The 25436-nt window shown below is 52.2% G+C and carries 22 protein-coding genes and 2 pseudogenes; 13 read left to right on the top strand and 11 right to left on the bottom strand.

Features of this window, described 5'->3' with window-relative positions; genetic code table 11:
* The first annotated feature begins 458 nt into the window (after positions 1-458).
* From MOQ06_RS08255 to MOQ06_RS08245, 3 genes are all read left to right on the top strand, one after another.
* Positions 459-869: a PAS domain-containing protein gene (locus MOQ06_RS08255; protein WP_242172325.1), complete on the top strand. Its 411-nt coding sequence runs from the start codon at positions 459-461 to the stop codon at positions 867-869.
* Between the two features lie 861 nt (positions 870-1730).
* A complete protein-coding gene (locus MOQ06_RS08250) occupies positions 1731-2399 on the top strand; it encodes an SOS response-associated peptidase (RefSeq protein ID WP_242172323.1) in 669 nt (222 codons plus the stop codon).
* Positions 2400-2505: 106 nt separating this feature from the next.
* Positions 2506-3645, top strand: coding sequence for an acyltransferase (locus MOQ06_RS08245; RefSeq protein WP_242172322.1), 1140 nt, complete (start codon positions 2506-2508; stop codon positions 3643-3645).
* Between the two features lie 40 nt (positions 3646-3685).
* On the opposite strand, the pseudogene MOQ06_RS08240 reads toward MOQ06_RS08245, so the two are convergent.
* From MOQ06_RS08240 to MOQ06_RS08230, 3 genes and pseudogenes are all read right to left on the bottom strand, one after another.
* Positions 3686-4954, bottom strand: a pseudogene (locus MOQ06_RS08240) (Y-family DNA polymerase).
* 2 nt (positions 4955-4956) lie between these two features.
* The gene (locus MOQ06_RS08235) at positions 4957-5379 is read right to left on the bottom strand and encodes a translesion error-prone DNA polymerase V autoproteolytic subunit (protein ID WP_242173231.1); all 423 of its coding nucleotides are present in this window, start codon (positions 5377-5379) and stop codon (positions 4957-4959) included.
* A 176-nt stretch (positions 5380-5555) separates the two neighbouring features.
* The gene (locus tag MOQ06_RS08230) at positions 5556-5864 is read right to left on the bottom strand and encodes a hypothetical protein (protein WP_242172320.1); all 309 of its coding nucleotides are present in this window, start codon (positions 5862-5864) and stop codon (positions 5556-5558) included.
* Between the two features lie 249 nt (positions 5865-6113).
* Between MOQ06_RS08230 and MOQ06_RS08225 the strand changes: the two genes are divergently transcribed.
* The 4 genes and pseudogenes from MOQ06_RS08225 to MOQ06_RS08210 all read left to right on the top strand — a co-directional run bounded on the left by MOQ06_RS08225 (position 6114) and on the right by MOQ06_RS08210 (position 10529).
* Positions 6114-7199, top strand: coding sequence for an acyltransferase (locus MOQ06_RS08225; protein WP_242172317.1), 1086 nt, complete (start codon positions 6114-6116; stop codon positions 7197-7199).
* A 207-nt stretch (positions 7200-7406) separates the two neighbouring features.
* Positions 7407-8553: pseudogene (locus MOQ06_RS08220) on the top strand (IS3 family transposase).
* Positions 8554-9202: 649 nt separating this feature from the next.
* Complete coding sequence (locus MOQ06_RS08215) at positions 9203-9475, top strand: excisionase (protein WP_242172316.1); 273 nt, start codon at positions 9203-9205, stop codon at positions 9473-9475.
* The gene (locus MOQ06_RS08210; RefSeq protein ID WP_242172315.1) at positions 9444-10529 is read left to right on the top strand and encodes a tyrosine-type recombinase/integrase; all 1086 of its coding nucleotides are present in this window, start codon (positions 9444-9446) and stop codon (positions 10527-10529) included. Before MOQ06_RS08215 ends, MOQ06_RS08210 begins: the two co-directional genes overlap by 32 nt.
* Positions 10530-10848: 319 nt before the next feature.
* Here MOQ06_RS08210 and MOQ06_RS08205 read toward each other — a convergent pair whose 3' ends face one another.
* From MOQ06_RS08205 to yobA, 3 genes are read right to left on the bottom strand one after another with little or no spacing between them, the layout of a single operon-like run.
* On the bottom strand, positions 10849-11187 hold the full coding sequence (locus tag MOQ06_RS08205; protein WP_176610045.1) for a YebY family protein: 339 nt from the start codon (positions 11185-11187) through the stop codon (positions 10849-10851).
* A gap of 16 nt (positions 11188-11203) precedes the next feature.
* Entirely contained in the window at positions 11204-12073 is an 870-nt protein-coding gene (copD, locus tag MOQ06_RS08200; protein ID WP_242172314.1) for a copper homeostasis membrane protein CopD, read from the bottom strand.
* A 1-nt stretch (position 12074) separates the two neighbouring features.
* Positions 12075-12446 carry a CopC domain-containing protein YobA gene (gene yobA, locus MOQ06_RS08195; RefSeq protein ID WP_242173229.1) on the bottom strand — a complete coding sequence of 124 codons (372 nt, stop codon included), beginning with the start codon at positions 12444-12446 and terminating at the stop codon, positions 12075-12077.
* Positions 12447-12583: 137 nt separating this feature from the next.
* On the opposite strand from yobA, the gene MOQ06_RS08190 reads away from it, so the two are divergent.
* From MOQ06_RS08190 to exoX, 3 genes are all read left to right on the top strand, one after another.
* Positions 12584-12814 (top strand): DNA polymerase III subunit theta, encoded by a 231-nt coding sequence (locus tag MOQ06_RS08190; RefSeq protein ID WP_003859784.1) that lies wholly within the window; start codon positions 12584-12586, stop codon positions 12812-12814.
* 111 nt (positions 12815-12925) lie between these two features.
* Complete coding sequence (locus MOQ06_RS08185; RefSeq protein WP_242172313.1) at positions 12926-13576, top strand: carbon-nitrogen hydrolase family protein; 651 nt, start codon at positions 12926-12928, stop codon at positions 13574-13576.
* Positions 13577-13600: 24 nt separating this feature from the next.
* On the top strand, positions 13601-14263 hold the full coding sequence (gene exoX, locus MOQ06_RS08180; RefSeq protein WP_242172312.1) for an exodeoxyribonuclease X: 663 nt from the start codon (positions 13601-13603) through the stop codon (positions 14261-14263).
* On the opposite strand, the gene ptrB is transcribed toward exoX, so the two are convergent.
* Both ptrB and MOQ06_RS08170 read right to left on the bottom strand, forming a co-directional pair.
* Positions 14245-16320 carry an oligopeptidase B gene (ptrB, locus tag MOQ06_RS08175; protein ID WP_242172311.1) on the bottom strand — a complete coding sequence of 692 codons (2076 nt, stop codon included), beginning with the start codon at positions 16318-16320 and terminating at the stop codon, positions 14245-14247. The genes exoX and ptrB overlap by 19 nt on opposite strands.
* 75 nt (positions 16321-16395) lie before the next feature.
* The gene (locus tag MOQ06_RS08170; RefSeq protein ID WP_148418065.1) at positions 16396-17046 is read right to left on the bottom strand and encodes a tellurite resistance TerB family protein; all 651 of its coding nucleotides are present in this window, start codon (positions 17044-17046) and stop codon (positions 16396-16398) included.
* A gap of 171 nt (positions 17047-17217) precedes the next feature.
* Between MOQ06_RS08170 and purT the strand changes: the two genes are divergently transcribed.
* Positions 17218-18396, top strand: coding sequence for a formate-dependent phosphoribosylglycinamide formyltransferase (gene purT, locus MOQ06_RS08165; protein ID WP_242172310.1), 1179 nt, complete (start codon positions 17218-17220; stop codon positions 18394-18396).
* A gap of 49 nt (positions 18397-18445) precedes the next feature.
* On the opposite strand, the gene kdgA is transcribed toward purT, so the two are convergent.
* The 3 genes from kdgA to zwf form a co-directional block, all read right to left on the bottom strand.
* Positions 18446-19087, bottom strand: coding sequence for a bifunctional 4-hydroxy-2-oxoglutarate aldolase/2-dehydro-3-deoxy-phosphogluconate aldolase (gene kdgA / locus MOQ06_RS08160; protein WP_023300441.1), 642 nt, complete (start codon positions 19085-19087; stop codon positions 18446-18448).
* A 39-nt stretch (positions 19088-19126) separates the two neighbouring features.
* Positions 19127-20938 (bottom strand): phosphogluconate dehydratase, encoded by a 1812-nt coding sequence (edd, locus tag MOQ06_RS08155; protein WP_242172309.1) that lies wholly within the window; start codon positions 20936-20938, stop codon positions 19127-19129.
* 233 nt (positions 20939-21171) lie between these two features.
* Positions 21172-22647 carry a glucose-6-phosphate dehydrogenase gene (gene zwf, locus MOQ06_RS08150; RefSeq protein WP_148418068.1) on the bottom strand — a complete coding sequence of 492 codons (1476 nt, stop codon included), beginning with the start codon at positions 22645-22647 and terminating at the stop codon, positions 21172-21174.
* A 356-nt stretch (positions 22648-23003) separates the two neighbouring features.
* Here zwf and MOQ06_RS08145 point away from each other — a divergent pair, with 356 nt between their 5' ends.
* Both MOQ06_RS08145 and pyk read left to right on the top strand, forming a co-directional pair.
* Entirely contained in the window at positions 23004-23873 is an 870-nt protein-coding gene (locus MOQ06_RS08145; protein WP_148418286.1) for a MurR/RpiR family transcriptional regulator, read from the top strand.
* Positions 23874-23987: 114 nt separating this feature from the next.
* Positions 23988-25430, top strand: coding sequence for a pyruvate kinase (gene pyk / locus MOQ06_RS08140; RefSeq protein ID WP_010432595.1), 1443 nt, complete (start codon positions 23988-23990; stop codon positions 25428-25430).
* Positions 25431-25436 lie beyond the last annotated feature (6 nt).

Here is a 25436-nt window from a genome sequence, read left to right as displayed (position 1 = left end):
TCAAAATTGTTCAAATGGATGCAGGACCATTTTACGGTTGGCCTAAGTAGCTTTCATTTCCCTCCTGTCGCATTATTTGAAAATGACGCATCCGTGTTATCCAACTCTTAGAACCAAAAATATTGAAGATTATAATAGATATAACTTCAGATAAATTAAAAGCGCCTTCTACTAACATCCATTGCACCCTTCATCACCGTTAATAAACAAACCACAAACAAATCCCCCATACATAGATACAGTTGAAACATTTCATAAATAAACAAAAAGTCAAAAAATCAACTCATTTTTATTTTTTTGTTGATTATTGCGAATTTTAAAATTAATCTCTACGGATCATAAGGTTCATTTTACATGCACTTTATGATTAAGTTGGTTGAACGTTAAATAAATTATAATTTACGTTAAATGTTATAACTGGTTAATTTACCGCCAAAACTACGAGCCAAAGTATGATCATGCAATCACCAACCACACAACACTCTGTTTTTGTTGAAGATAAAAATAACGAGCTACTATCAAACCTGGTATCTGTTATATCGTCAGTAATGGATGCCATGGAAAAAGCGATACCAAAAAATATCGAAGTTGTTTTACATGATTTAACTCACCCCGATACATCAGTTATTAAAATTATTAACGGAGAGATTACGGCCAGAAAAAGAGGTGACTCATTATTGAAGGCTCCCGATAACAATGATGGTTTTGCAGGCATGCTCCTAAAAGACAGAGATCGTCTCACTCCTTTTATACTTAGTGGGTACAATTGCGTAATAAAAAGTGGCGAGGTAGTTAAAAGCGGCAGTAGCACATTCTATAATGACAACGGTGAACCTATCGCCGCATTTGCTATAAACGTTTTGGTTTAATCAGATAAATCCTATTACATTATCGTAATTCATATAAATATTTAACGAGAGCATAAGCACTCGTCAGTCATTATATGCCCTCTTTGTGCAATGTCATATGTCTATGCGGGCCTGCATTTCATCTTTTAATACAAAGAGGGCTTTTGTCGCAAATACCATGAATAAAAAAATCTTATTCATGATATGCGTTATTATTACCAGTCAACAACATGCGTTCCCTGTTATAGCAGAGCATTCCCTCCAGGCAGCAGTCCGATCAGGGAGGCGATCGTCGAGGGGTAACTGGCAGGAACCCGGCTGCCCCTTTTGACTCCATGCTTTACTCACCGGAACACCGCGGGGGAAGAATTTGCATTACGATTGCCGGGACACAAAAATTTAACAAAGACCAAAAAATACCTGGACGCACGCGGTGCAGAGTATGTTATGGTTTAGACAGGATATGGAATATTCGAGTAATTTTCGGGGGATTTCGTGTTGAGCCCGGTAAGCCCTTGAAAATGAATAGATAAAAAGAGACCGAATACGATTCCTGTTTCCGCCACAACCAGCCTTTTTTGATTTTATTCAAACACTTACACATCAGCAACCCGTTAAATACGGGTTCCAATGCTTACCAATACATCCATTCAAGATCAAACCGTTGCCATCTTTTTCGAGTGGGCGACGGGTGAACTTCGGGATCGCTTCGATCCGAAATCTCCCCAACTTTGCGTAGCTCCTTCCAGTTTCGTAACACGCCGCTTTACGCATTTCATCCCCAACAGCATAATCGCCCCGAATCAGTTTGTAAGACTTAACCAGCGCGCGCGACTTTTTCTCCCTGCCCTATACTTTCAGTCTGACTGACTGGAGGTTACTATGTGTGGACGTTTTGCACACGCCCAAACCCGTGAAGATTATCTGGCATACCTGGCCGACGAATCCGATCGTGACATCGCCTACGACCCGGAACCAATTGGCCGCTACTACGTCGCGCCCGGCACAAAAGTACTGCTGTTGAGCGAACGCGATGAGCAACTGCACCTCAATCCGGTATTCTGGGGTTACGCGCCCGGGTGGTGGGATAAACCGCCACTGATTAACGCGCGTGTCGAGACGGCGGCCACCAGCCGAATGTTTAAGCCTCTCTGGCAGCATGGCCGGGTCATATGCTTCGCCGATGGATGGTTCGAATGGAAGAAGGAAGGCAACGAAAAACAGCCCTACTTCATTCACCGGGCCGATGGCCAGCCCATTTTCATGGCTGCGATCTGCAGCGCGCCATTTAAGCGCGGCGATGAAGCAGAGGGCTTTCTGATAGTAACGTCAGCAGCCGATAAAGGTCTGGTCGATATTCACGACCGCCGGCCACTGGTTTTGTCGCCGGAAGCGGCGCGCGAGTGGATGCGTCAGGATGTAGGAGGGAAAGAAGCTGAGGAGATAGCCGCCAACGGCGCCGTGCCAGCCGACAAGTTTGCCTGGCACGCCATTACACGTGCGGTGGGTAATGTCAAGAATCAAGGGCCGGAAATGATTGCCAAAAATTAGATAATTATTAATAACCTGCGTAGCCTCGACGACCATATGATGCAGTGATAGAATGCCTTTTATTAGGCATTAACAATTACTAATTTATTTTTACCCTTAAGGTTAGATGATGGATTTATTATTCTCGCTTTGCCTTGTTTTGACCTGTTTAGCACTCGCAATTGGAATATTTAGCTTGCCGTTATTCAGGTTTATAGATGAAGATACAGATACAGCAAGGGCCAATAGTTTAGATGGCATGAGATTCATTCTTGCTTCTTTTGTAATATTTCACCATATTGACTGCGCCTATACCTACATAACAAAAGGCAAATGGATGCCGACTTCAGATTGGTTGTTATATATGGGTAAATATGGTGTGGCTTTATTTTTCATGATTACAGCTTTTTTGTTTTGGGGGAAAGTAAGAAAATCCAATAAAATTGATTGGGTTGACTTATATAAAAAAAGATTTTATAGGATTGCACCTTTATCTATTTTTTGCTCAGCTATTGCGCTGGCAAGTCTGTTTTTATTGACAGAAAGAAAGGAATTTTCTCATAGTATACTGGCTGCTTCACTCTCCTGGTTTGATGCTGGGTTGTGGAATTCAAAACCTGCTGTTACTGCGTTTACACCTCCATTTATGGCATTAGCTGGCGTTACCTGGACGCTCCGATGGGAATGGATCTTTTACTTTTCACTCCCCCTGTTTTTCATGTTTAAAAAATGGTCATTTGAGTTAACTGTTTCTGTATTTGCTTTTTCTGTTTATTTCCTTCCAGACTTTACTAAAGATGCATATTTATGGTCGTATTTTTTCGCTGGAATGTTATGCAACGTTCTAAAAGATAAGATACACTTAAACGCTAAATCTGCCAATACCATATTAGTGATTATGATATTAATTACTTTGTTAGTCCAACCAGCTTTATACGGCTCTCCTGAAAAGATATTCCTCTGCGTTATATTTTTCGCTGTAGTATCAGGAGCTAATTTTTTTGGTGTATTAATTAACAAAGCGGCAATTCGTCTTGGGGCAATAAGTTATAGTTTATATTTAACGCAAGGATTGGTTCTTTTCCCAATGGTTATCTACTTTAGTAATGAAAGAAATTTAGACTTAAATATAAACACATTTATTATATTCGCAGTATCTTATGTCTTGATTTGCATTCTATCATCATTAACCTTTCATTTTATTGAAAGGCCATTTATGAACAGAATAAAGGCCAGTAATACTGCCGACCAGGCATACAATAAATAATGGCATCCGGCGACTTGTCGCCGGAGATTTAGATCTTTAGTTATCTAACAACCAGTAGGTCTGAATATCTTGTCGTATACCTTGGCGATAACATCTCACGCTTCATTTTCCATTGCTGCTGAATGCCCTGACCGGCAAAGTAGAGCGTACCTCTGCCACCCTTAGCATTGAGTTGATCCAGAACGTTCATCAAAGATGCGCTATCGTTACGCGGCGCATTTTCATCAAACAGGTTGAGTTGGGCTACACCCTGGCTGAAGAAGTCGCCCAGCATAATGCCAGCCTTTTGATAGCGGTGACCATCCTTCCAAATTTTGTCCAGGCACTTTACCGCAGCATTGACGATGTCGCGGGAATCATGTGTCGGGGTCAGCAGCTTTACCGATGCGCTGTTGCCGTAATATGGCTCGTTCAGCGCAAACGGAGAGGTTTTCACGAACGCAGAGATAAAGCGGCAGTACTGATGCTCACCACGAAGTTTTTCAGCACCACGGGCCGCATAACTGTAGATAGTCTGGCGCATCTGTTCATACTCGGTGACGCGTTCGCCGAACGAACGACTACAGACGATTTCCTGTTTTGCCGGCGCAAACTCTTCCAAGTCTAGGCATGGCTCGCCGCGTAGCTCACGCACCGTTCGCTCCAGCACGACGTTGAAGTATTTAGGGATAATCCACGCACTCTGTTCTGAGAGGTCCATTGCTGTTTTGATGCCCATAGTGTTTAGTTTCTTACTGATGCGACGACCAACGCCCCAGACATCCTCCACAGGAACAAGCGCCAATAGCCTCCGCTGACGTTAAACGTTTGAGAGATCAACCACACCGCCAGTCTGCCGCTGCCATTTTTTCGCAACATGGTTAGCAAGCTTCGCCAGCGTCTTGGTCTGGGCTATGCCAACGCCGACAGTAAGATGAGTCCGCTGTAAAATTGTCTCGCGGATTTCTTTTCCGAACTCAGTCAGGTCCCGGCAGTTTCTTACGCCTGACAGGTCGCAGAAGGCTTCGTCTATGCTGTAAATTTCGACGCGAGGGCTCATTTCTTCGAGTGTCCTCATCACCCGGTTCGACATGTCTGCGTACAGCTCATAATTGCTGCTGAAGCAGACAACACCAGCGCGCCGGAACAACTCTTTTTGCTTGAAGAACGGCTCTCCTATAGTAATACCAGAGGCTTTGGCCTCGGCGCTGCGTGCTATTACACAGCCGTCATTGTTCGAGATAACGACCATCGGCCGCCCCCTCAAATCAGGTCGAAACACCGTCTCGCATGATGCTTAGAACGAATTCACATCACAGAGTGCAAACATATTCAGCTCGCCGATTTAACGATGAAAGTCACGACACCGAACACATCAAGCGTATCTTCGCTGCCGACGATGATCGGTGAGTAAGCGCTGTTCATCAGAATAAGCTGGAAGGTCGGGCGCAGCTGCAATCGCTTAACAGTGAACTCCCCTTCCACCGCGGCAATGACAATATCACCGTGCTCAGCTGTGCGTGAGCTGTCCACCACCAGCAGATCGCCGTCGCTGATCCCCACCTCAATCATTGAGTCTCCGGCAGCTTTTACGAAATACGTCGAACTGGGATGGGACACTAGCAACTCATTGAGATCGATACGCTGCTCAACGTAATCAGCGGCCGGGCTCGGGAACCCGCATTGCACTAAATCGCTGAACAGAGGGATAGCAATAATTTCACGTAACTCTGCTGGTCTGAAGAACTCCTTGATTCACACTTCAAATACTGTTTTTATATACAGTTGTTTTAACTGGGATATTGATCAAGATGGTCGCTTGTTTATGTGTGGCCACTTATTAGCCGCTTCGTTTGTAAGCCTGTAACGCTATTCGTTTTTTGGTATTTGTAAATTTCAAAAGGAAGAGTGTCGACTGCTCATTTTGGATACTACATGAAAGGGTTTTCGTCTGAAACAACTGGGCGAATGGTATGCGTAACCACACATACCAAGCGAACGTCATCAAGCGCCTCGCCTTCGATGGCTTCACCATCATCAGTAATCAGCACGTCACCGGCCCAATATGCATGCTGCTGGCGTCCGCAAAACCAGATGAGCAAGGTACCTCCTATCTTAAACAGCATTTCTTTCTCAATGACATCATACCCTTGCTGCGTTTCAACAATACTGGAAGAAGGTGGAAGGAATGACTCTGAGGCCGCAACGAAGGCGGTGTGTATATCTGCTGTGCGTGGCATAATTACCTCACAAAATAACTGTATGCATACACAGCATTGATCAGTAATCTTATGCAGTCAATCATCTCTATTACGGCATTGTTAAGGTGTGTCTAACTTGGTGAACTGAATAAATATCAGACAGTAAATAGGTGGATTTCATCACATTATTAGTAGTTCTTGCGCCTTGTGACAAGACATCTATTAACGGAGCTCTTCCAAATATGGTACAATCATCACAATTCTGAGCACACTCATTGTGAGATTATCATGTTATTTTCCATACATTATTTAAGAGGGTTGGCAGCTTTATTTGTTGTTATGTACCATTATAGAAGAATATTAAATGATGTATATGTTCAAAAGGATCTTGGTGATATTTTATTCAATGGCGCATTCTTTGGGGTAGATTTGTTTTTTATGATTAGTGGCTTTGTTATTGTCCTCTCAACTAAGCATGATAATTCCTTGATTTCATTCTACGCAAAACGATTCTTTAAAATTTACCCAGTATATATAGCTGTTTTCATTGTTTGGGTGATAATGCAGTATCCGTCTACTTTCGATGTTGAGCTAGCCATTAAATCCCTACTTTTCATACACTTTGACTACACCAAACCTGCTCCATGGTTTGGTTACTCTTCTATAAACACAGCATGGACATTAACTTACGAAATATTATTTTATTTTATTTTTTCATTAGGACTACTTTTAAATCACAAACAAAGAACCATAATCGCCTCTTCTATTATCGTTCTTTTGTTCATCTCAGCCAACTATTATTTTAACGGCTTTATTTCATTCAACCCTCACACCACGATAGGGAATGGAGAAACTTCAGGACTAATAAAATTGGTGGGTTCTCCACTAATGCTTGAATTTATTTTTGGGATGATTGCCTGCGAGCTTTATCTAAATATAAAAAGAAATGAGTCTTATGTGTTTTTAAAAAATACCACAAAACCTTTTATTATAATTAGCATGGCATTCTTCCTATTAAGTATATCAAGAGGTGACATTCCCCACGGGCCGCTTGATATTGGCATACCATGTTTCTTGTTGCTTGTATCTTTTGTGAATTATGAACGGTATTATGGGCTTAAACAATCTAAAATACTGTCATTTCTTGGTGATATATCATACCCTTTATACTTAGTTCACCTAGTAGTTTCTGGATATATGTATGATATAAAGAAAATATTCCCTTACTATGCTGAATTGCACGGCTTTTCCAGACTCCTCTTCCTCTTACTTACAAGCTTCGTACTAGCTTATGCAATACATGTATGCATAGAAAAACCAGCATCCAAGATCGCAAGGGTAGCGTTAGACAAGTTTAAAATGAGACAAGCATAGGAAATAGGCGCTCGTTACTTGAGCGCCATATAATCAGAAGTTCCTTGATATTTCAGTCCACACGCCTGTTGAAATTTGTCGCATGGTTATCATTGCCCTAGTGACAGACAATGATGCGTTTACTGCTCCTTTCATATAAAAGTTTGAATCGCCACGGATTTAACAGACATCCCAGATTCATTTAAGATGATTTCAAGAGAGGTGCCCATGAGCGGTAAACGTTATCCCGAAGAGTTTAAAATTGAAGCAGTCAAACAGGTTGTTGATCGTGGTCATTCTGTTTCCAGGGTTGCAATACGTCTCGATATCACCACTCACAGTCTTTACGCCTGGATAAAGAAGTACGGTCCGGATTCTTACACTCATAATGAACAGTCAGATGCTCAGGCCGAGATCCGCCGTCTACAGAAAGAGTTGAAGCGGGTTACGGACGAACGGGACATATTAAAAAAGCCGCGGCGTACTTCGCAAAGCTGTCCGACTGAGGTACGCCTTTATCCGCGACAACAGCCGTTGCTGGCCTGTTCGTTTGCTCTGTCGGGTTCTGGATGTCCATCCGAGTGGATTTTATTTCTGGCTTCAGCAGCCACATTCACAGCGTCACCAGACAGACCAGATACTGACCGGGCAGATCAAACAGTTCTGGCTTGAGTCTGGCTGCGTCTATGGTTATCGCAAGATCTATCTCGATCTGCGTGATACCGGACAGCAGTGCTGAGTGAACCGGGTCTGGCGGCTGATGAAGCGTGCCGGAATAAAAGCTCAGGTTGGGTATCGTAGCCCACGGGCACGTATAGGCGAAACCAGCATCGTGACACCCAACAGGCTCCAGCGGCAGTTCAATCCGGACTCACCGGATGAGCGTTGGGTGACGGACATAACCTACATCCGAACCCACGAAGGCTGGCTGTATCTGGCCGTGGTGGTTGACCTGTTCTCCAGAAAAGTTATCGGCTGGTCAATGCAACCCCGCATGACAAAAGAGATTGTCCTGAACGCATTACTTATGGCGGTGTGGAGGCGTAATCCTCAAAAGCAGGTACTGGTTCACTCTGATCAGGGCAGTCAGTACACGTGTCATGAGTGGCAGTCGTTCCTGAAATCACACGGTCTGGAAGGCAGCATGAGTCGTCGCGGTAACTGCCACGACAACGCAGTTGCGGAAAGCTTTTTCCAGCTACTGAAACGCGAACGGATTAAGAAAAGGATCTACGGAACGAGAGACGAAGCCAGAAGCGATATTTTTGATTATATCGAAATGTTTTATAACAGTAAGCGTCGTCATGGTTCGAGCGAGCAGATGCCACCGGCTGAATATGAAAACCTATATTGTCAACGGCTCAGAAGTGTCTAGATTATCCGTGGCGATTCACCGAGTTCGAATATTACGACCTAGCTTCAAAAGTAATCATTGGGCTGGTAACCGGTATTGCAGCTTCATTCTTAACCGCTAAATTTGCTCTTAACCGATTTTACAAGGAAAAGTGGTGGGAAAAACGCCTAGCCTCATTCACTGATGTAATTGATAAAGCATATAGAGTCAAAATGACTGACCGCTATTTTCTCAATCTAGAATGAAGCCTCACGCAGGAACAGGATGATACTTTTAACAGACATCCTCCTGAACAGGAAAAATTACTCACCGATCTTTATTGGGAGGATATTCAGGAACTTGAGCGCATAGCTCAACTTTCTGCTTTTACCCTAACCCCAAAATCCTCTAAGTTATTGAATGATTTCGTCAAAAAGAGAGCCGTTACTCGCTCAGACTTTAGGGTTGATGCCATCAATTCCCTTGTTGGCGCTGAAACAGATCTTGAGGCATCAGAAAAATTATTGGATGGGCTTGTGCAGGAAGCTAAAAGAGCACTGAAAATAAAGTAATTTTGACTCTACTCAGCACTAAATCTAACCGCCTCCGGGCGGTTTTTTCTTGCCTGATTTCGATTAATCGACACCTCAACGCGGCCTCGCTTATAATGCCTAGCAGCTAAGGAGTTCACATGGCTAAGCTTCTCAACTTGCAGGAATGGGCTGCTGAGGTCTACGCGACTCCACCCTCCCTTTATACTCTGCGTCGATGGACGCGGGAGGGGCGAATTTATCCCGCGCCAGAGCTGCACGGAAAGGAATATAAGGTTCAGCCTGACGCTATTTACCTGGATCCGCGCAAGAAGAATCTGCGCGCTAAACCGAAACCCACCAAACTGCCTTCCGGCGGCACCTTACTGGAGAGACTGACTCATGGAGAAAAGGCCAGTACGTTACGACGCTAACCTGCCCCGTAAACTGACCTATCGTAAAAGAGACAGACTTTACAGCTGGCGCAATCCGTTGACCGGGCAGGAGATTTCTCTTGGCCGGATTGATCGCAAAGACGCTGTTGCCCAGGCCATTGAGGCCAACAACTACATCGACCAGAATTACCTTCCCTCTTCTCTCCTGCATCGCATAAAAGACGTGCCCACTTTCACAGTGGCTGCATGGCTTGAGCGTTACGAGGTAATTCTCGAGCGGCGCGAGCTGAAACCAAACACGATGAAGGTCAGGCAAAACCAGATCGCCGCGATAAAGGAAGAGTTCGGAAAAATACCCCTCGCATCAATTACAACAAAGGATATCGCCTCATTCCTTGAATCGTACATTCTCTGCGATAAAAAGAGCATGGCCTCCGGGCTGCTTTCAGTCTTAATGGACATCTTCAGGGAGGCGATCGTAGAAGGTCATGTCGACAAGAACCCAGCCGAGCCGACGCGAACGCCGACACCGAAAGTTAAACGAGAGCGCTTATTGCTCGAACATTTCACCGCCATCCGCCAGGCTGCGTTAACTCATTCTGACTGGGCGCCAAATGCATTCGACCTGGCGCTTGTCACAGGCCAGCGGCGGGAAGATATCTCTCTGTTCAGGTTTAGTGACGTCAAAGACGGGAGGCTTTTCGTTACTCAGGAGAAAACAGGTCACAAACTGGCGCTTCCCCTTGATTTGAGGATGGACGTCGCCGGGCTTGTGTTGCAGGATGTCATTGAACGATGCCGGGTGAACAACACTTCTGACTTCATGCTTTTCTCGCCGGTTCGCCGCGGCGGGAGAAAGCCGGGGCCGCTAACTCCTGACGGACTCACCCAGGCATTTGCAGAGATAAGGGATTCGACCGGGTTAAAATTTGGACCTAACCCACCGCCTTTCCATGAGATCAGAAGTCTGGCGAGCAGGCTCTATGAAAAGGAGCGCGGAGAGGAATTTGCTCAGCGTTTACTCGGCCACAAAAATTTAACAATGACCAAAAAATACCTGGACGTACGCGGTGCAGAGTATGTTATGGTTTAGGCAGGATATGGAATGTTCGAAAAATTTTCGGGGGCGTTCGTGTTGAGACCGGTAAGCCCTTGAAAAATCAATAGATAAAAAGAGACCGAATACGATTCCTGTATTCGGTCCAGGGAAATGGCTCTTGGGAGAGAGCCGTGCGCTAAAAGTTGGCATTAATGCAGGCTCTGTCGCCTTGCCCTTTAAGAATAGATGACGACGTCAGGTTTTCCAGTCCACAGCAAAAGTGGCCTGAAAAAAAGCGTCAGAACATCACTAAATGTGAAAAACCGCAGCGCTTTTGCAAGCCCTGCGGTTTTTTTTACTGGAAACCTGACGGCTAACAGAGCTTTTCTGCGCGCGCAATAAACGGTGCCAGGCTCTTCTTCTGCCCCGGATTAGCCGGATCGTCAACCTGAATCACGCTGACGGGCTGACCATTGCTTTTCCCGCTGGCAACCTGCCGCTCTGCCACGTCATTTAACGGATACTGGACCAGCGTGCTGGGATTAATGACGTACAGCGCGTGGCCGGGACGGCAGGTGAGCATCACCTCTTCGCGATTAAACGCCCAGTTATCCTTGCCCATCTCAAAACGGCTGACGGTAATGACCTGCGGTGCGGCCAGCGCGCTGCCGGCACTGGTAAGAAGTAAAAGAGAAAGCAGTGTCTTTTTCATATGTTTATTAACCTTGTCAGAAGGGTTCCCAGGTTGCGAAGAGACTGACTGCCGCCAGCACCAGCGCGCCTAGCACCACTTCTGCCTGTGTCATCCTGATAAAAATCTGTTGTTCCCGCCCGGCCTCAGGGCGAAAGCGTGGCACCAGAAAATACCGATTCGTCAGCGCAATTGCCACCATCATGATGACCAGCGCACATTTAAACAACAGCAGCCGTACGTAAGGCGCCTGCCACGGTACGTCAATGCCAACGATGAACAGCGTATTTACGAGCCCGGTAAGCAGCACGCCTGCAACGGCGTAATGCCCCACGCGGGAGAAGCGCATCATGGTAAAGATAGCCGCTGGCCGCCAGCGCCCTGTTGCCAGACGCATGCAGAAAAGCAGCGGCACCAGACCGCCCAGCCAGGTCGCGGCACAAAGTAGATGAAGCGCGTGGTTCAGACGGTGCAGCGCCCCCGGAGCGCCTGCGTCCATCGCGGCATGTCCAACCCCTGCCAGCAGCACGAGCTGTCCCATGGCAAGCAGTAGCAGCCGTGAGCCTTTTTGTGGTGCCAGCCATGCTGCGCCCACGGTGACCGCTGCCAGAACCATTTGCCACAGCCAGACGCCGCCAAACTGCGTCCCCAGCACGCTGCGCCAGACCTCCGGGCTAACGACATCGCCCCAGCCGTTGCCCATCAATCCGCTTTGCAGGCCAAACATCAGCCCAGCCGTCACCAGGCCGATGAGGGCCGCGACCTTCTGCTGTAGCTGGAAACGCTGCGTCATCAGACGCTGCAGCGACGACGGCGCAAACCAGACGCTGTATAACGCGTTGCCAAAGAGCAGCATCAGCGCGGAAAAATGGATAAAGCGTAACGCTACGTAGCTCAGTGCCAGCATACTATTTCACGCTAAAGCGATAGCTGCCCCTGGTTTTGTGGCCGTCCACTGAAACCACGTGCCAGTCCACCGTGTAGGTGCCTTTCGCCAGCCGCTGTTCAAGAGGAACAATCAGCCGCGCGTTATCCTTCTCGTCACGCTTCACCGCGCCGGTTTTGATCTTCTGCTGCTGCGCGTCGGTCACCGCTACCCCGCTAAAGGCCGGCTCAATGCCTTCCGAGAAGCTCAGGGTGATGAACTTCGGCGCCGCCGCGACCGTATTTTCCTGCGGGGATTGCTGTTTAAGATGGGCGTGGGCCAGAGCCGAGGGCGTGATTGCCGAAGAGACAAGGAAAACCAGCGCGCACGCGACGCGGGAAGGGGTAAGATGCATCACAATCATTCCTTTTCGTTATGCCTGAATGGTAAAGAATAACGCTGTATAATAGACGAGTCGAGGATCATCCTTTGCTCCCTTGTCATCATTGAATAATCGCGGTAACGTTGCCGCCGCAGAAAAAGGAGAAGGAAATGAACGTTAATCTGGCCGCCCTTCCTCAGGACGAGATGGACAAAGTCAACGTCGATCTCGCCGCCGCTGGCGTTGCATTTAAAGAGCGTTACAACATGCCCGTTGTGGCCGAAGTGGTTGAACGTGAGCAGCCCGCGCATCTTCGCGACTGGTTTCGCGAACGCCTGATCGCGCATCGCCTCGCGTCGGTTAACCTCTCGCGCCTGCCGTACGAACCTAAAGTTAAATAAGCTTAACGTCTCGTTACACTTCCTTACGCGTTATGTGGCAGGATAAGAAAACCCTGATAAATTTAGGTGTAATCTTAGAATCCCAGCGACTCAGTGTATAAGGAAGTCACGATGTCACGATGGAATATTGCCGCGGCCCAGTATGCCCCGCGGCACGGCTGCGTAGACGAGCACGTAAAACACCACCTGCATTTCATTGACGAAGCAGCCCGGCAAGGGTGCGATTTAATCGTCTTTCCGGAGCTGTCGCTTACCGGCCCCGGAGATCCAACGTTACCTCCGCCACCCGACGATTTACAGCTTGCTCCCCTCCTTCACGCCGCGCAGTCGCGCTTTATCACGGTAATTGCCGGCGTAACGCTCCAGCAACACGGCCAGCGCCAGAAGGGCCTCGCGCTTTTTACCCCCAGCCTCTCGACCATTCGCCGTTACCCCCAGGGCAACGGGGCGGGCGTGATCCCAGGCGACAAACGCTTAGCCATCGTTGATAACCAGGGTGAGTCCCCGGAGCTGGATCCGGAGGCGACGCTGTTTACCAGCAGCCTTGCGGTGGGCGATCACCGCTGGCGGCAGTCCATTAGCGCGCTACAGCGCTTCGCACACAAATACGCTATCGCCGTTTTAATGGCGAACGCGCGCGGCGGGAGCGCGCTATGGGATGAGAAAGGCCAGCTGATCGTTCGCGCCGATAAGGGCGAGCTGCTGCTAACCGGTTCTTTAGGCCGACAGGGTTGGCAAGGCGATATCATTCCTTTAGGCTAGGCATTTTAGGATCAGGAGCGATCGATGCTGCGCGTTATCGATACCGAAACTTGCGATTTGCAGGGTGGAATTGTGGAAGTCGCTTCCGTCGACGTGATTGACGGAAAGATAGTCAACCCGATGAGTCACCTGGTGCGGCCGGATCGCCCCATCAGCGCGCAGGCGATGGCCATTCATCGCATTACGGAGTCGATGGTGGCGGACAAGCCGTGGATTGAAGAGATCATTCCTCACTATCACGGCAGTCAGTGGTACGTGGCGCACAACGCCAGCTTTGACCGCCGCGTGCTGCCGGAAATGCCCGGCGAGTGGATTTGCACCATGAAGCTGGCGCGCCGCCTGTGGCCGGGGATCAAGTACAGCAATATGGCGCTATATAAGTCACGCAAGCTCAGCGTGCGGACGCCGGAGGGGCTGCACCATCACCGGGCCCTGTATGACTGCTACATCACCGCCGCGTTACTCATAGACATCATGAATACCTCTGGCTGGACGCCGGAGGATATGGCAACCATAACCGGGCGTCCCGCGCTCCTGACCACCTTCACGTTCGGTAAATATCGTGGAAAACCGGTGGCAGAGGTCGCGGATAAGGATCCGGGCTACCTGCGCTGGCTGTATAACAACCTCGACAGAATGAGCCCGGAACTGCGCCTGACGCTGAAGCATTACTTAGGCGAAGCCTGAGTTCCCGCATGGCCTGGCAGCGTGCCCTGCGCCAGGCCAATCAAAAAGGCGTACTCCAGCGCCACTCCTTCGTACGATTTAAATCGCCCCGACTTACCGCCGTGCCCGGAATCCATGTCGGTACACAGCAGCAGCAGGTTATCGTCGGTTTTCAGCTCGCGCAGCTTCGCCACCCATTTCGCGGGCTCCCAGTACTGGACCTGAGAATCGTGCAGGCCGGTGGTCACCAGCATGTGCGGGTAGGCTTTCGCCTCGACGTTATCGTAGGGGCTGTACTCCTTCATGTACCGGTAATACGTTTCATCCTGCGGGTTACCCCACTCCTCGAACTCGCCGGTCGTCAGCGGTATGGACTCGTCCAGCATGGTCGTCACCACGTCCACAAACGGCACCTGGGCGATAACCCCCTTAAAACGTTCGGGACGCTGGTTGATTACGGCCCCCATTAACATTCCGCCCGCGCTGCCCCCCATGCCAAAGCAGAGCTGCGGATCGCCATACCCCTGCGCGATCAGCGCGTCGCAGACGTCAAGGTAATCATTAAAGGTGTTTTTCTTTTTGAGGAATTTACCGTCTTCGTACCAGTGCTGCCCAAGCTCGCCGCCGCCGCGAATATGGGCGATGGCATAGACAAAGCCGCGGTCGAGCAGGCTCAGCCTGCTGCTGCTGAAATCGGCATCCATGCTGGATCCGTAAGAGCCGTAGCCGTAGACCAGAATGGGGTTTTTGCCCTTGCTGAAGTGGTCCTTGTGATAGACTAGGGACACGGGGACTTCAACGCCGTCGCGCGCGGTCACCCACAGGTGCTCGCTGCGGTAGTTTTCCGACTCGAACCCTCTGACCTCCGCCTGCTTAATCACCTGACGCTGCCCTGTATCCATATCCAGCTCAAACAGCGTATCCGGGGTGGTCATGGAGGAATACCCGTACCGCAGACGTGACGATTCCGGTTCCGGGTTAAAGCCAATCCACGTCACGTAGGCCGGATCGTCAAACGCAATGCCCACCACCTCGCGGGTTTTGCGGTTGATCTGGCGGATACTGGTCAGCCCGCGCTGTCGCTCCTCCACCACCAGCCAGTCGGTGAACAGGGTAAAGCCCTCGAGCATCACCTGATCGCGCGCGGGAATTAACACTTCCCACTTGCGTTCATCGCGTACTTTGGTCTTATAGAGACCAAAGTTTTTGCCCTCCCGGTTGGAGCGCAGGTAAAAGCTGTGCTGGAAGTGATCGAGGCTGTACTCATGATCTTTACGGCGCGGCAGGAAGCACAAAGGCTGCGCATCCGGCAGTTCGGCATCGAGCAGCAGCACTTCGGATGTCGTGGCGCTGGAGAGGAAAATAATCACGTAGTGGCGCGATGACGTTTTATGCAGGCTGACGTAGAACGTTTCGTCTTTTTCCTCGTAGACCAGTTCATCGTCGGCGGAATCGGTCCCTACCGTATGACGCCACACCTGGTAAGGCAGCAGCGTCGAGGCATGCTTTTTAACGTAGTAGACCGTTTCCGAATCGTTGCCCCAGACGAAATCCGGGGAGACATTTTCCAGCATCTCGGGATACCAGTTTCCCGTTTCGAGATTGCGAAAACGCAACCCGTACTGGCGGCGGGAGAGGTAATCCTCAGCCAGCGCCATAATGGCGTTATCCGGTGAGATCGACATGCCGCCCAGGGTGTAAAACTCGCTGTGGGCCGCACGCCTGTTGGCATCCAGCAGTATATCCCATTCGTCCCACTCGGCGCTCAACACCGACTGTCGCTGGTAGATGGGATACTCGTTTCCGGGTTCATAGATATGGCGATAGCGATAGCCGTTTTTGGTCCACGGGGCGGAGATATCGCGCTGGGGGATACGCTGCACCATTTCGTTCAGCAGCCGATCCTGAAGCGCCTGCTGGGTGCCCATGACCTTCCGGCCATAGTCGTTTTCTTCGTGCAGATAGTCGAGCACTTCTGGCCGGGAACGAGAGTCGTCCCGCAGCCAGTAGTAGTTATCTATACGCGTATCGCCATGCGTGACGATCGCATAAGGAGTACGTCGGGCTTTTGGAGGCATGGCATTCTTACTTTTTCGTTTTACATCCTATAAGGTTGGCAAAACGCGCGCATGATGCAAGCGAAACATGGCCTCCTAGCCCACAAGCGCCTGTTTCTGCTGCTGGATATCCTTCTCGATGCCCTCGCGAACGTCCTGCGGGATCTTAAGCGCATCGCCCAGCGCGTTCAGGTAGCTGCGCTCCATAAAGTGGTCGATGTCAATGGCGGCACAGCTCAGGAAGTAGAGTTCAAGCGCCTCTTCTTCGTTTTTTACGCCCTGCGCCAGGCGCTGCGGATCGAGCGGCTGTTCGATAGCTTTCGCCACCAGCGCCCTGCCCTGCTCCTCAACGCCCGCTTCGCGCATCTGCTGGTCAATCGCGGCGCGTTCGTTATCGTCGATATGGCCGTCGCTTTTGGCCGCAAACACCAGCGCGAGGAGCAGCCGCTCGGTGCGTAAATCTAACGGCGACACCTGGTTTCCGTACTGCGGTTCATCCTGATGCGCGCTGCGCACCTTGTCTTTATATTTGTTCCACAAAACGGAGCCCGCAATGGCCCCTCCGCCCGCCAGCAGCGCGCCGGTGCCGTATTTAGTGAGCAGCTTGCGCGATGATTTATTGGCGACCAGCAAGCCGGCCAGCCCGCCGAGCGCGCCCGGCACCAGCAGCTTGCTTAGCCCCTGCTCGCCGGACGACGAGCCTTTTTGTCCCAACAGGGATTGCAGTTGATTCATCCAGCCTGACATATTTTTCCTCACGTAACGGTGCTTAACGTTCACAGCCTAAGCGAGCAGGTGTCAGGAAATGTCTGTCAGTGCTAAAGAAGCGCAAATTTCTCGCCTGCCGCGGCGGTCACGGACAAGACAGACGCAAACGTTTTCGTTTATACTGCCCGCATCGTTTTCAGGGGGATTTTTATGACTCGTTTAGGAACTGCGCTGCGTCCTGCCGCGACGCGCGTCATGCTGTTAGGATCGGGCGAACTGGGAAAAGAAGTGGCCATTGAGTGCCAGCGTTTAGGCGTTGAGGTGATTGCGGTTGACCGTTATAAGGATGCACCTGCCATGCACGTTGCTCACCGCTCGCACGTTATCGACATGCTTGACGGTAACGCCCTGCGCGCGTTAATTGCCGGGGAAAAGCCGGATTTCGTGGTACCGGAGATTGAAGCCATTGCCACCGATATGCTGATCGCCCTTGAGCAGGAGGGACAGCGCGTGGTGCCCTGTGCTAAGGCGGCAAAACTGACCATGAACCGCGAAGGTATACGTCGTCTGGCGGCCGAGGAGCTGCAGCTTCCGACCTCCAGCTACCGTTTTGCCGGCGATAAAGCCGGGTTTATTCAGGCCGTTGAAGAAATTGGCTACCCGTGCATCGTTAAGCCCGTGATGAGCTCCTCCGGCAAAGGGCAGAGCTTTATCCGCGACAGCAGTACGCTGGACACGGCATGGGACTATGCCCAGCAGGGCGGTCGTGCCGGGGCCGGTCGCGTCATCGTGGAAGGCGTGGTCAGGTTTGATTTTGAAATTACCCTGTTGACCGTCAGCGCCGTGGACGGCGTCCATTTCTGCGATCCGATTGGCCATCGCCAGGAAGACGGCGATTATCGCGAATCCTGGCAGCCGCAGCAGATGAGCGCCCTGGCGCTGGAGCGCGCGCGGGAAATCGCCCGCAAGACGGTGCTGGCCCTGGGGGGCTATGGCCTGTTCGGCGTCGAGCTGTTTGTATGCGGTGACGAGGTGATTTTCAGCGAAGTCTCACCTCGCCCGCACGATACCGGAATGGTTACGCTGATTTCGCAGGATCTCTCCGAGTTCGCGCTGCACGTACGCGCCTTCCTCGGCCTGCCGGTTGGCGGCATCCGCCAGTACGGCCCGGCGGCATCAGCGGTTATTCTGCCGCAGCTGACCAGCCAGAACGTCACCTTTGATAACGTCGAAGGGGCGGTTGGCGCCGGGATGCAGGTCCGACTGTTTGGTAAACCGGAGATCGACGGCACCCGTCGTCTGGGCGTGGCCTTAGCGACGGGTAATACCGTAGACGAGGCCGTCTCGAGGGCGAAAGCGGCCGCCGCAGCCGTGAAGGTCGAAGGATAAAAAAAACGGGCCATCAGGCCCGTTTTTATTTTGCAGGTCGGCAACAGGCTTACTGCTTCGCGCCTTCAACCGCTTCGCGAGCCAGCTTAGTGATGCGATCCCAGTCGCCCGCTTCCAGCGCGTCCGCCGGAACCAGCCAGGAGCCACCGATGCACAGCACGCTTTTCAGCGCCAGGTAGTCGCGGTAGTTGGCCGGAGAGATGCCGCCCGTCGGGCAGAAACGCACCTGTGAGAAGGGACCCGCAATCGCCTGTAGCGCTTTGGTGCCGCCGTTGGCTTCCGCCGGGAAGAACTTGAACTCTTTCAGACCGTAGTCCATACCCAGCATCAGCTCAGAGACGGTGCTGATACCCGGGATCAGCGGAATGGTGCCCTCGGTTGCCGCTTTCAGCAGCGGCTCGGTCAGACCCGGGCTGATGGCAAACTGCGCGCCCGCTTCGGTTACTTCCGCCAGCTGCTGCGCGTTCAGAACGGTGCCCGCACCGATGATGGCTTCCGGCACTTCTTTCGCGATAGCGCGGATCGCGTCCATCGCGCAGGCAGTACGCAGGGTCACTTCCAGAACGCGAACGCCGCCCGCAACCAGCGCTTTCGCCATAGGTACGGCGTGCTCCAGCTTATTCACCACGATAACCGGCACGACAGGGCCAGTGGTCAGGATTGCTTCTGCACTTGTTTTCCAGTTTTTCATCAGAGTTTTCTCTCGCCAGATCGTTAAAATCAAGTCGTCTTAAAACGTAATACAGGTTGCGCCCTGCTCCGCGCCGGAGAGTTTCTCACGCAGCGCGCCAAACATTTCGCGTCCGGTACCCACGCGCGACGCGCTCAGGTCAGGAATGTGCGGCTGACGTGCCGCCAGCTCGGCCTCATCCACCAGCAGGGTTAACTCGCCTGTCTGACCGTTAACGCGGATCGTGTCACCATCGCGCACTTTCGCCAGCAAACCACCGTCGTAGGCTTCCGGAGTGACGTGGATTGCAGAAGGCACTTTACCGGACGCACCCGAGAGGCGTCCATCGGTCACCAGCGCAATTTTGAAACGGCGGTCCAATAATACACCAAGCGGCGGCATAAGTTTATGTAATTCTGGCATTCCGTTCGCTTTTGGCCCCTGATGGCGTACTACAACCACGCAGTCTTTATCAAGCAGCCCTGCTTCAAAGGCAGGTAAAACGTCATGCTGGCTTTCAAACACCACCGCCGGCGCCTCGATAACCTGGTTCTCTTCCGGCACGGCAGAGGTTTTCATCACCGCACGGCCAAGGTTGCCGCTCAGCACCTTAGTGCCGCCGTGAGGAGAGAACGGCTGTTCGAAGGTTGCGATGACCTGCGGATCGAGAGAGTGGCTCGCCCCTTCGCGCCAGTCCAGCTCACCGTTGTTCAGCCACGGCTCCAGGGTATAGCGGTGCAGGCCAAAGCCCGCCACCGTGTTCACGTCCTCATGCAGCAGCCCGCCCTTCAGCAGCTCGCGCATCAGCACTGGCACCCCGCCTGCCGCCTGGAAGTGGTTGATGTCCGCCGGACCGTTCGGGTACAGGCGCGCCATCAGCGGCACCACGGACGAGATATCGGAGAAGTCATCCCAGTTGATCAGAATGCCCGCCGCGCGCGCCATCGCGACAAGGTGCATGGTGTGGTTGGTTGAGCCGCCGGTCGCCAGCAGGGCAACAATGCCGTTAACGATGACTTTTTCATTCACCATTTTGCCCATCGGCATCCACTCGTTACCGTTGCCGGTAAGACGCGTCACCTGACGGGCCGCGGCTTCGGTCAGCGCTTTACGCAGTGGCGCATCCGGCTGGATGAACGACGAGCCCGGAAGCTGCATCCCCATGAACTCCACCACCATCTGGTTGGTGTTAGCCGTACCGTAGAAGGTACAGGTGCCCGGGGCGTGGTAGGACGCGGCTTCCGCTTCCAGCAGCGCCTGACGATCAGCCTTCCCTTCAGCGTACAGCTGGCGGATACGCACTTTTTCTTTATTCGGCAAACCGCTTGCCATCGGGCCTGACGGCACAAAAATCGCGGGCAGATGGCCAAACGACAGCGCGGCCATCACCAGGCCGGGGACGATTTTATCGCAGACGCCCAGATAGAGCGCGCCATCAAACATATTGTGAGACAGGCCAACCGCCGCCGACATGGCGATCACTTCGCGGCTCAGCAGCGACAGCTCCATGCCGTCCTGCCCCTGAGTCACGCCGTCGCACATGGCCGGCACGCCGCCCGCGACCTGCCCCACCGCGTTTACGCTGTGCAGCGCGTTGCGGATGATAGTCGGGTAGACCTCATACGGCTGGTGCGCAGAGAGCATGTCGTTATAGGAGGTAATGATGGCGATATTGTTACGCAGCATGCTCTTCAGCGCGTCTTTATCACCGGGCTGGCAGGCCGCAAAGCCGTGGGCCAGATTGCCGCATGCCAGCTGCGATCGGTGAACCGTTTCACTCTTCGCCTGTTCGATGCGGGCAAGGTAGGCTGAACGGGTCTCTTTCGAGCGCTCAATAATGCGCCGTGTTACGCGTAACAATGTCGGATTCATAAAAGCTCCTCTAATTTATCTGTCCGGGCTCGGGAGTTTACATAGTCTCTGGCGATGGTTAACAACGCTGAAACGCCTGGTGTCCGGAGCACAGGGGCAAAATGTCTTCCGGCAGTGTAATAAAAAAAGCCCCGCGGGTGAATCCACGCGGAGCTTAAAAGATTAAAAATTGTGCCCGTTGCTGTGTTAGATCATGTTACCGGTAAAATAACACCTTCGGGCTAGAGGACGATTTACTCAAACTCGTTCCAGGAGCGGCCATCGCGGGTGATCATCGCAACGGAGGCGACAGGACCCCACGTTCCCGCCTGATACGGTTTTGGCGCGTCCTGATCGGCAGCCCAGGCTTCGGTAATTGAGTCGACCCACTTCCACGCCTCTTCCACCTCATCGCGACGCACGAACAGCGCCTGAATGCCGCGCATGGTTTCCAGCAGCAGACGCTCGTAAGCATCGGCCAGGTGCGTCTGGTTAAAGGTTTCGGAGTAGCTCAGATCCAGCTTGGTGGTTTGCAGGTTGTGCTTGTGATCGAGACCCGGCACCTTGTTCAGGATCTGAATATCCACACCCTCGTCCGGCTGCAGACGGATGGTCAGCTTGTTCTGCGGCAGCTCCTGCCAGGACTCCTTGAACAGGTTCAGTTCCGGGTTTTTGAAGTAGACCACCACTTCGGAGCATTTCGCAGGCAGACGTTTACCGGTACGCAGGTAGAACGGAACGCCGGCCCAGCGCCAGTCGTCGATATCCACGCGGATCGCCACAAACGTTTCCGTGTTGCTGGACTTATTCGCGCCCTCTTCTTCCAGGTAGCCCGGCACTTTTTTACCCTGAGCAAAGCCTGCGGTGTACTGGCCGCGCACGGTTTTCTCGCGCACGTTGGAGCGGTCAATGCGGCGCAGGGACTTCAGTACTTTTACCTTGGCGTCACGGATGCTGTCTGCCGTCAGATCCGACGGTGGAGACATGGCAATCATGCACAGGATTTGCAGCAGGTGGTTCTGGATCATGTCGCGCATCTGGCCTGCCTGGTCGAAGTAGCCCCAGCGGCCTTCGATGCCCACCTCTTCCGCCACGGTGATTTCCACGTGGTCGATAGTGCGGTTGTCCCAGTTGTTCACGAACAGGGAGTTGGCAAAACGCAGCGCCAGCAGGTTCAGTACCGTCTCTTTCCCCAGGTAGTGGTCAATACGGTAGACCTGGCACTCTTCGAAGTACTCGCCCACCTGGTCGTTGATTTCACGGGAGGTTGAAAGCGAGGTGCCCAGCGGTTTTTCCATCACGACGCGCGCCGGCTTGGCGTTCAGCTTCGCTTCGCCCAGGCCTTTGCAGATGGCGCCGAAGGTGCTTGGCGGCATCGCGAAATAGTTAATGGTGACGCGATTTTTCTGGTCCAGCATATCGCCCAGACGGGTGAAGGCGCTGACGTCGTTCACGTCAAGGTTGCAGAAATCGAGGCGCCCGCTCAGCGTATCCCACAGGCTTTCATCAATTTTCTCCTTCATGAACGTTTCGAGCGCCTCGCGCACCACTTTGGTATAAGCTTCCTTATCCCAGTCGGCGCGCCCTACCCCCAGAATACGGGTGTCGGGATGGATCTGGCCCGCTTTTTCCAGCTGATACAGGGAAGGCAGCAATTTCCGGCGTGCAAGATCGCCTTTCGCGCCGAAAATGACCAGGTCACATGCCTGGGCTGTTTGCGTTACCGCCATGTCATTCTCCTCAGTTAGATCCCCTGGTACTCTGCCAGGTATCGTTGTAATTTTATTACAATGCACTGTACTGCTTTTACGAGTTTCCTGAAACCATTAGCGCTTAACGTCGCGTGCGATACGGCGATTTTTCGCCGGTCAGGCGTTAGCGGCGACCCGATGACGCAACAAACGTCGATTCTTTGCGCAACGCGGCCACAGTAAAACCCGACATCGATCAAGTAATGAAAAAAAACAACAACATTTCTTGTCGACGATTACCCTTTCGGGAATCCCGGGGGTAATATCGGCTACATCGACTCAGGATTTCATCTATTTATGAAATCGTTTCTGCCCCCACGAGCGTCTTGTTAACAATGAACATGCTGGAAAAAATCCAGTTTCAACTGGAACACCTTAGCAAATCCGAGCGCAAAGTGGCTGAAGTTATTCTCGCCGCTCCCGCTCAGGCGATTCATTCAAGCATCGCCGCTCTGGCTCAGGAATCGGGCGTCAGCGAACCGACGGTAAATCGATTCTGTCGTAGTCTGGACACCCGCGGCTTTCCTGATTTTAAACTGCATCTGGCCCAAAGTCTGGCAAACGGCACCCCGTATGTTAATCGCAATGTGGATGAAGACGACAGCGTTGATGCCTACACGGCGAAAATATTTGAATCGGCAATGGCCACCCTCGACCACGTTCGTCAGTCGCTTGAGATGAGTTCAGTTAACCGTGCGGTCGATCTGCTCACCCAGGCCAAGCGGATTGCCTTCTTTGGCCTCGGCTCGTCCGCCGCCGTGGCCCATGACGCGATGAACAAGTTCTTTCGCTTCAACGTGCCGGTGATTTACTCCGATGACATTGTGCTGCAACGCATGAGCTGTATGAACTGTAGCGAAGACGATGTGGTGGTTCTCATCTCGCACACCGGTCGCACCAAGAGCCAGGTAGAGCTGGCGCAGCTCGCGCGCGACAACGATGCGATGGTGATCGCCCTGACGACAGCAGGCACCCCGCTGGCGCGCGAAGCAACGCTCGCCATTACGCTGGACGTGCCGGAGGACACCGACATGTACATGCCGATGGTCTCCCGCCTGGCGCAGCTGACGGTCATCGACGTGCTGGCGACCGGTTTTACCTTACGCCGGGGCGCAAAATTCCGGGATAACTTGAAGCGGGTCAAGGAAGCCCTGAAAGAATCGCGTTTTGATAAAGAATTGCTTATAAAGAGCGATGTTCCCTAATAACTACGATGTACGATTTACGGCATTCGGTCCGCTCGCTACTGCCTTGCGATAGATGAAGATCGATTCAATGTTCACGCAACACCAAAGTTGTTTCAGTCAACGGAGTATTACATGTCCAGAAGGCTTCGCAGAACCAAGATCGTCACCACCTTAGGCCCGGCCACCGACCGCGATAATAACCTCGAAAAGATTATCGCCGCGGGTGCCAACGTGGTGCGTATGAACTTCTCTCACGGTACGCCAGAAGACCATAAGTTACGTGCCGACAAAGTCCGTGAAATCGCGGCAAAACTGGGCCGCCACGTTGCTATCCTCGGTGACCTCCAGGGTCCAAAAATTCGCGTATCGACCTTCAAAGAAGGCAAAGTCTTCCTCAACATCGGCGATAAATTCCTGCTGGATGCCAACCTGAGCAAAGGCGAAGGCGATAAAGAGAAAGTGGGTATCGACTATAAAGGCCTGCCTGCTGACGTTGTGCCAGGCGACATCCTGCTGCTGGACGATGGCCGCGTGCAGCTGAAAGTGCTGGAAGTTCAGGGCATGAAGGTGTTCACCGAAGTGACCGTCGGCGGCCCGCTCTCCAACAACAAAGGCATTAACAAGCTCGGCGGTGGCCTGTCTGCCGAAGCGCTGACCGATAAAGACAAAGCGGATATCGTCACCGCAGCGCAGATTGGCGTGGATTACCTGGCCGTCTCCTTCCCGCGCTGCGGCGAAGACCTGAACTATGCCCGCCGCCTGGCGCGCGATGCAGGCTGCGATGCGAAAATCGTTGCCAAAGTTGAACGCGCTGAAGCCGTATGCGATCAGGACGCGATGGACGACGTGATCCTGGCGTCTGACGTGGTGATGGTTGCCCGAGGTGACCTTGGCGTGGAAATTGGCGACCCTGAACTGGTCGGCATCCAGAAAGCGCTGATCCGTCGCGCGCGTCAGCTGAACCGTGCGGTGATCACCGCTACCCAGATGATGGAATCCATGATCACCAACCCGATGCCTACCCGTGCGGAAGTCATGGACGTGGCCAACGCCGTGCTGGACGGTACCGATGCGGTGATGCTGTCAGCAGAAACCGCTGCGGGCCAGTATCCGGCGGAAACCGTAGCCGCAATGGCGCGCGTCTGCCTGGGTGCAGAGAAGATCCCAAGCATTAACGTCTCCAAGCACCGCCTGGATATTCAGTTCGACAATGTGGAAGAAGCGATCGCGATGTCCGCGATGTATGCCGCCAACCACCTGAAAGGGGTTACGGCGATCATCACCATGACCGAATCCGGCCGCACCGCGCTGATGACGTCCCGTATCAGCTCCGGCCTGCCGATCTTCGCGATGTCCCGCCACGAGCGTACGCTGAACCTGACGGCGCTGTACCGCGGCGTTACGCCCGTGCATTTCGACAGCACCAACGACGGCGTGGCCGCGGCGCACGATGCAGTAAACCTGCTTCGCGACAAAGGCTACCTGGTGTCGGGTGATATCGTCATCGTGACGCAGGGCGACGTGATGAGCACCATCGGCTCAACCAATACCACCCGCGTACTGACCGTAGAGTAAGATCCG

Source organism: Enterobacter sp. I4 (genome assembly GCF_022669095.1).
Classification (GTDB): domain Bacteria; phylum Pseudomonadota; class Gammaproteobacteria; order Enterobacterales; family Enterobacteriaceae; genus Enterobacter; species Enterobacter pasteurii.
This window is presented reverse-complemented; position numbering and strand designations above follow the sequence as displayed.

What these genes read in the sequence shown, in the direction of transcription:
- MOQ06_RS08190 (WP_003859784.1), top strand. Translation starts at nt 12,584, where the DNA reads ATGAACGTTAATCTGGCCGCCCTTCCTCAGGACGAGATGGACAAAGTC.
- MOQ06_RS08185 (WP_242172313.1), top strand. Translation starts at nt 12,926, where the DNA reads ATGTCACGATGGAATATTGCCGCGGCCCAGTATGCCCCGCGGCACGGC.
- edd (WP_242172309.1), bottom strand. Translation starts at nt 20,938, where the DNA reads ATGAATCCGACATTGTTACGCGTAACACGGCGCATTATTGAGCGCTCG.
- MOQ06_RS08205 (WP_176610045.1), bottom strand. Translation starts at nt 11,187, where the DNA reads ATGAAAAAGACACTGCTTTCTCTTTTACTTCTTACCAGTGCCGGCAGC.
- kdgA (WP_023300441.1), bottom strand. Translation starts at nt 19,087, where the DNA reads ATGAAAAACTGGAAAACAAGTGCAGAAGCAATCCTGACCACTGGCCCT.
- MOQ06_RS08145 (WP_148418286.1), top strand. Translation starts at nt 23,004, where the DNA reads ATGAACATGCTGGAAAAAATCCAGTTTCAACTGGAACACCTTAGCAAA.
- ptrB (WP_242172311.1), bottom strand. Translation starts at nt 16,320, where the DNA reads ATGCCTCCAAAAGCCCGACGTACTCCTTATGCGATCGTCACGCATGGC.
- pyk (WP_010432595.1), top strand. Translation starts at nt 23,988, where the DNA reads ATGTCCAGAAGGCTTCGCAGAACCAAGATCGTCACCACCTTAGGCCCG.
- MOQ06_RS08255 (WP_242172325.1), top strand. Translation starts at nt 459, where the DNA reads ATGCAATCACCAACCACACAACACTCTGTTTTTGTTGAAGATAAAAAT.
- exoX (WP_242172312.1), top strand. Translation starts at nt 13,601, where the DNA reads ATGCTGCGCGTTATCGATACCGAAACTTGCGATTTGCAGGGTGGAATT.
- MOQ06_RS08210 (WP_242172315.1), top strand. Translation starts at nt 9,444, where the DNA reads ATGGAGAAAAGGCCAGTACGTTACGACGCTAACCTGCCCCGTAAACTG.
- yobA (WP_242173229.1), bottom strand. Translation starts at nt 12,446, where the DNA reads ATGCATCTTACCCCTTCCCGCGTCGCGTGCGCGCTGGTTTTCCTTGTC.
- copD (WP_242172314.1), bottom strand. Translation starts at nt 12,073, where the DNA reads ATGCTGGCACTGAGCTACGTAGCGTTACGCTTTATCCATTTTTCCGCG.
- MOQ06_RS08170 (WP_148418065.1), bottom strand. Translation starts at nt 17,046, where the DNA reads ATGTCAGGCTGGATGAATCAACTGCAATCCCTGTTGGGACAAAAAGGC.
- purT (WP_242172310.1), top strand. Translation starts at nt 17,218, where the DNA reads ATGACTCGTTTAGGAACTGCGCTGCGTCCTGCCGCGACGCGCGTCATG.
- MOQ06_RS08225 (WP_242172317.1), top strand. Translation starts at nt 6,114, where the DNA reads ATGTTATTTTCCATACATTATTTAAGAGGGTTGGCAGCTTTATTTGTT.
- MOQ06_RS08215 (WP_242172316.1), top strand. Translation starts at nt 9,203, where the DNA reads ATGGCTAAGCTTCTCAACTTGCAGGAATGGGCTGCTGAGGTCTACGCG.
- MOQ06_RS08250 (WP_242172323.1), top strand. Translation starts at nt 1,731, where the DNA reads ATGTGTGGACGTTTTGCACACGCCCAAACCCGTGAAGATTATCTGGCA.
- MOQ06_RS08230 (WP_242172320.1), bottom strand. Translation starts at nt 5,864, where the DNA reads ATGCCACGCACAGCAGATATACACACCGCCTTCGTTGCGGCCTCAGAG.
- MOQ06_RS08245 (WP_242172322.1), top strand. Translation starts at nt 2,506, where the DNA reads ATGATGGATTTATTATTCTCGCTTTGCCTTGTTTTGACCTGTTTAGCA.
- zwf (WP_148418068.1), bottom strand. Translation starts at nt 22,647, where the DNA reads ATGGCGGTAACGCAAACAGCCCAGGCATGTGACCTGGTCATTTTCGGC.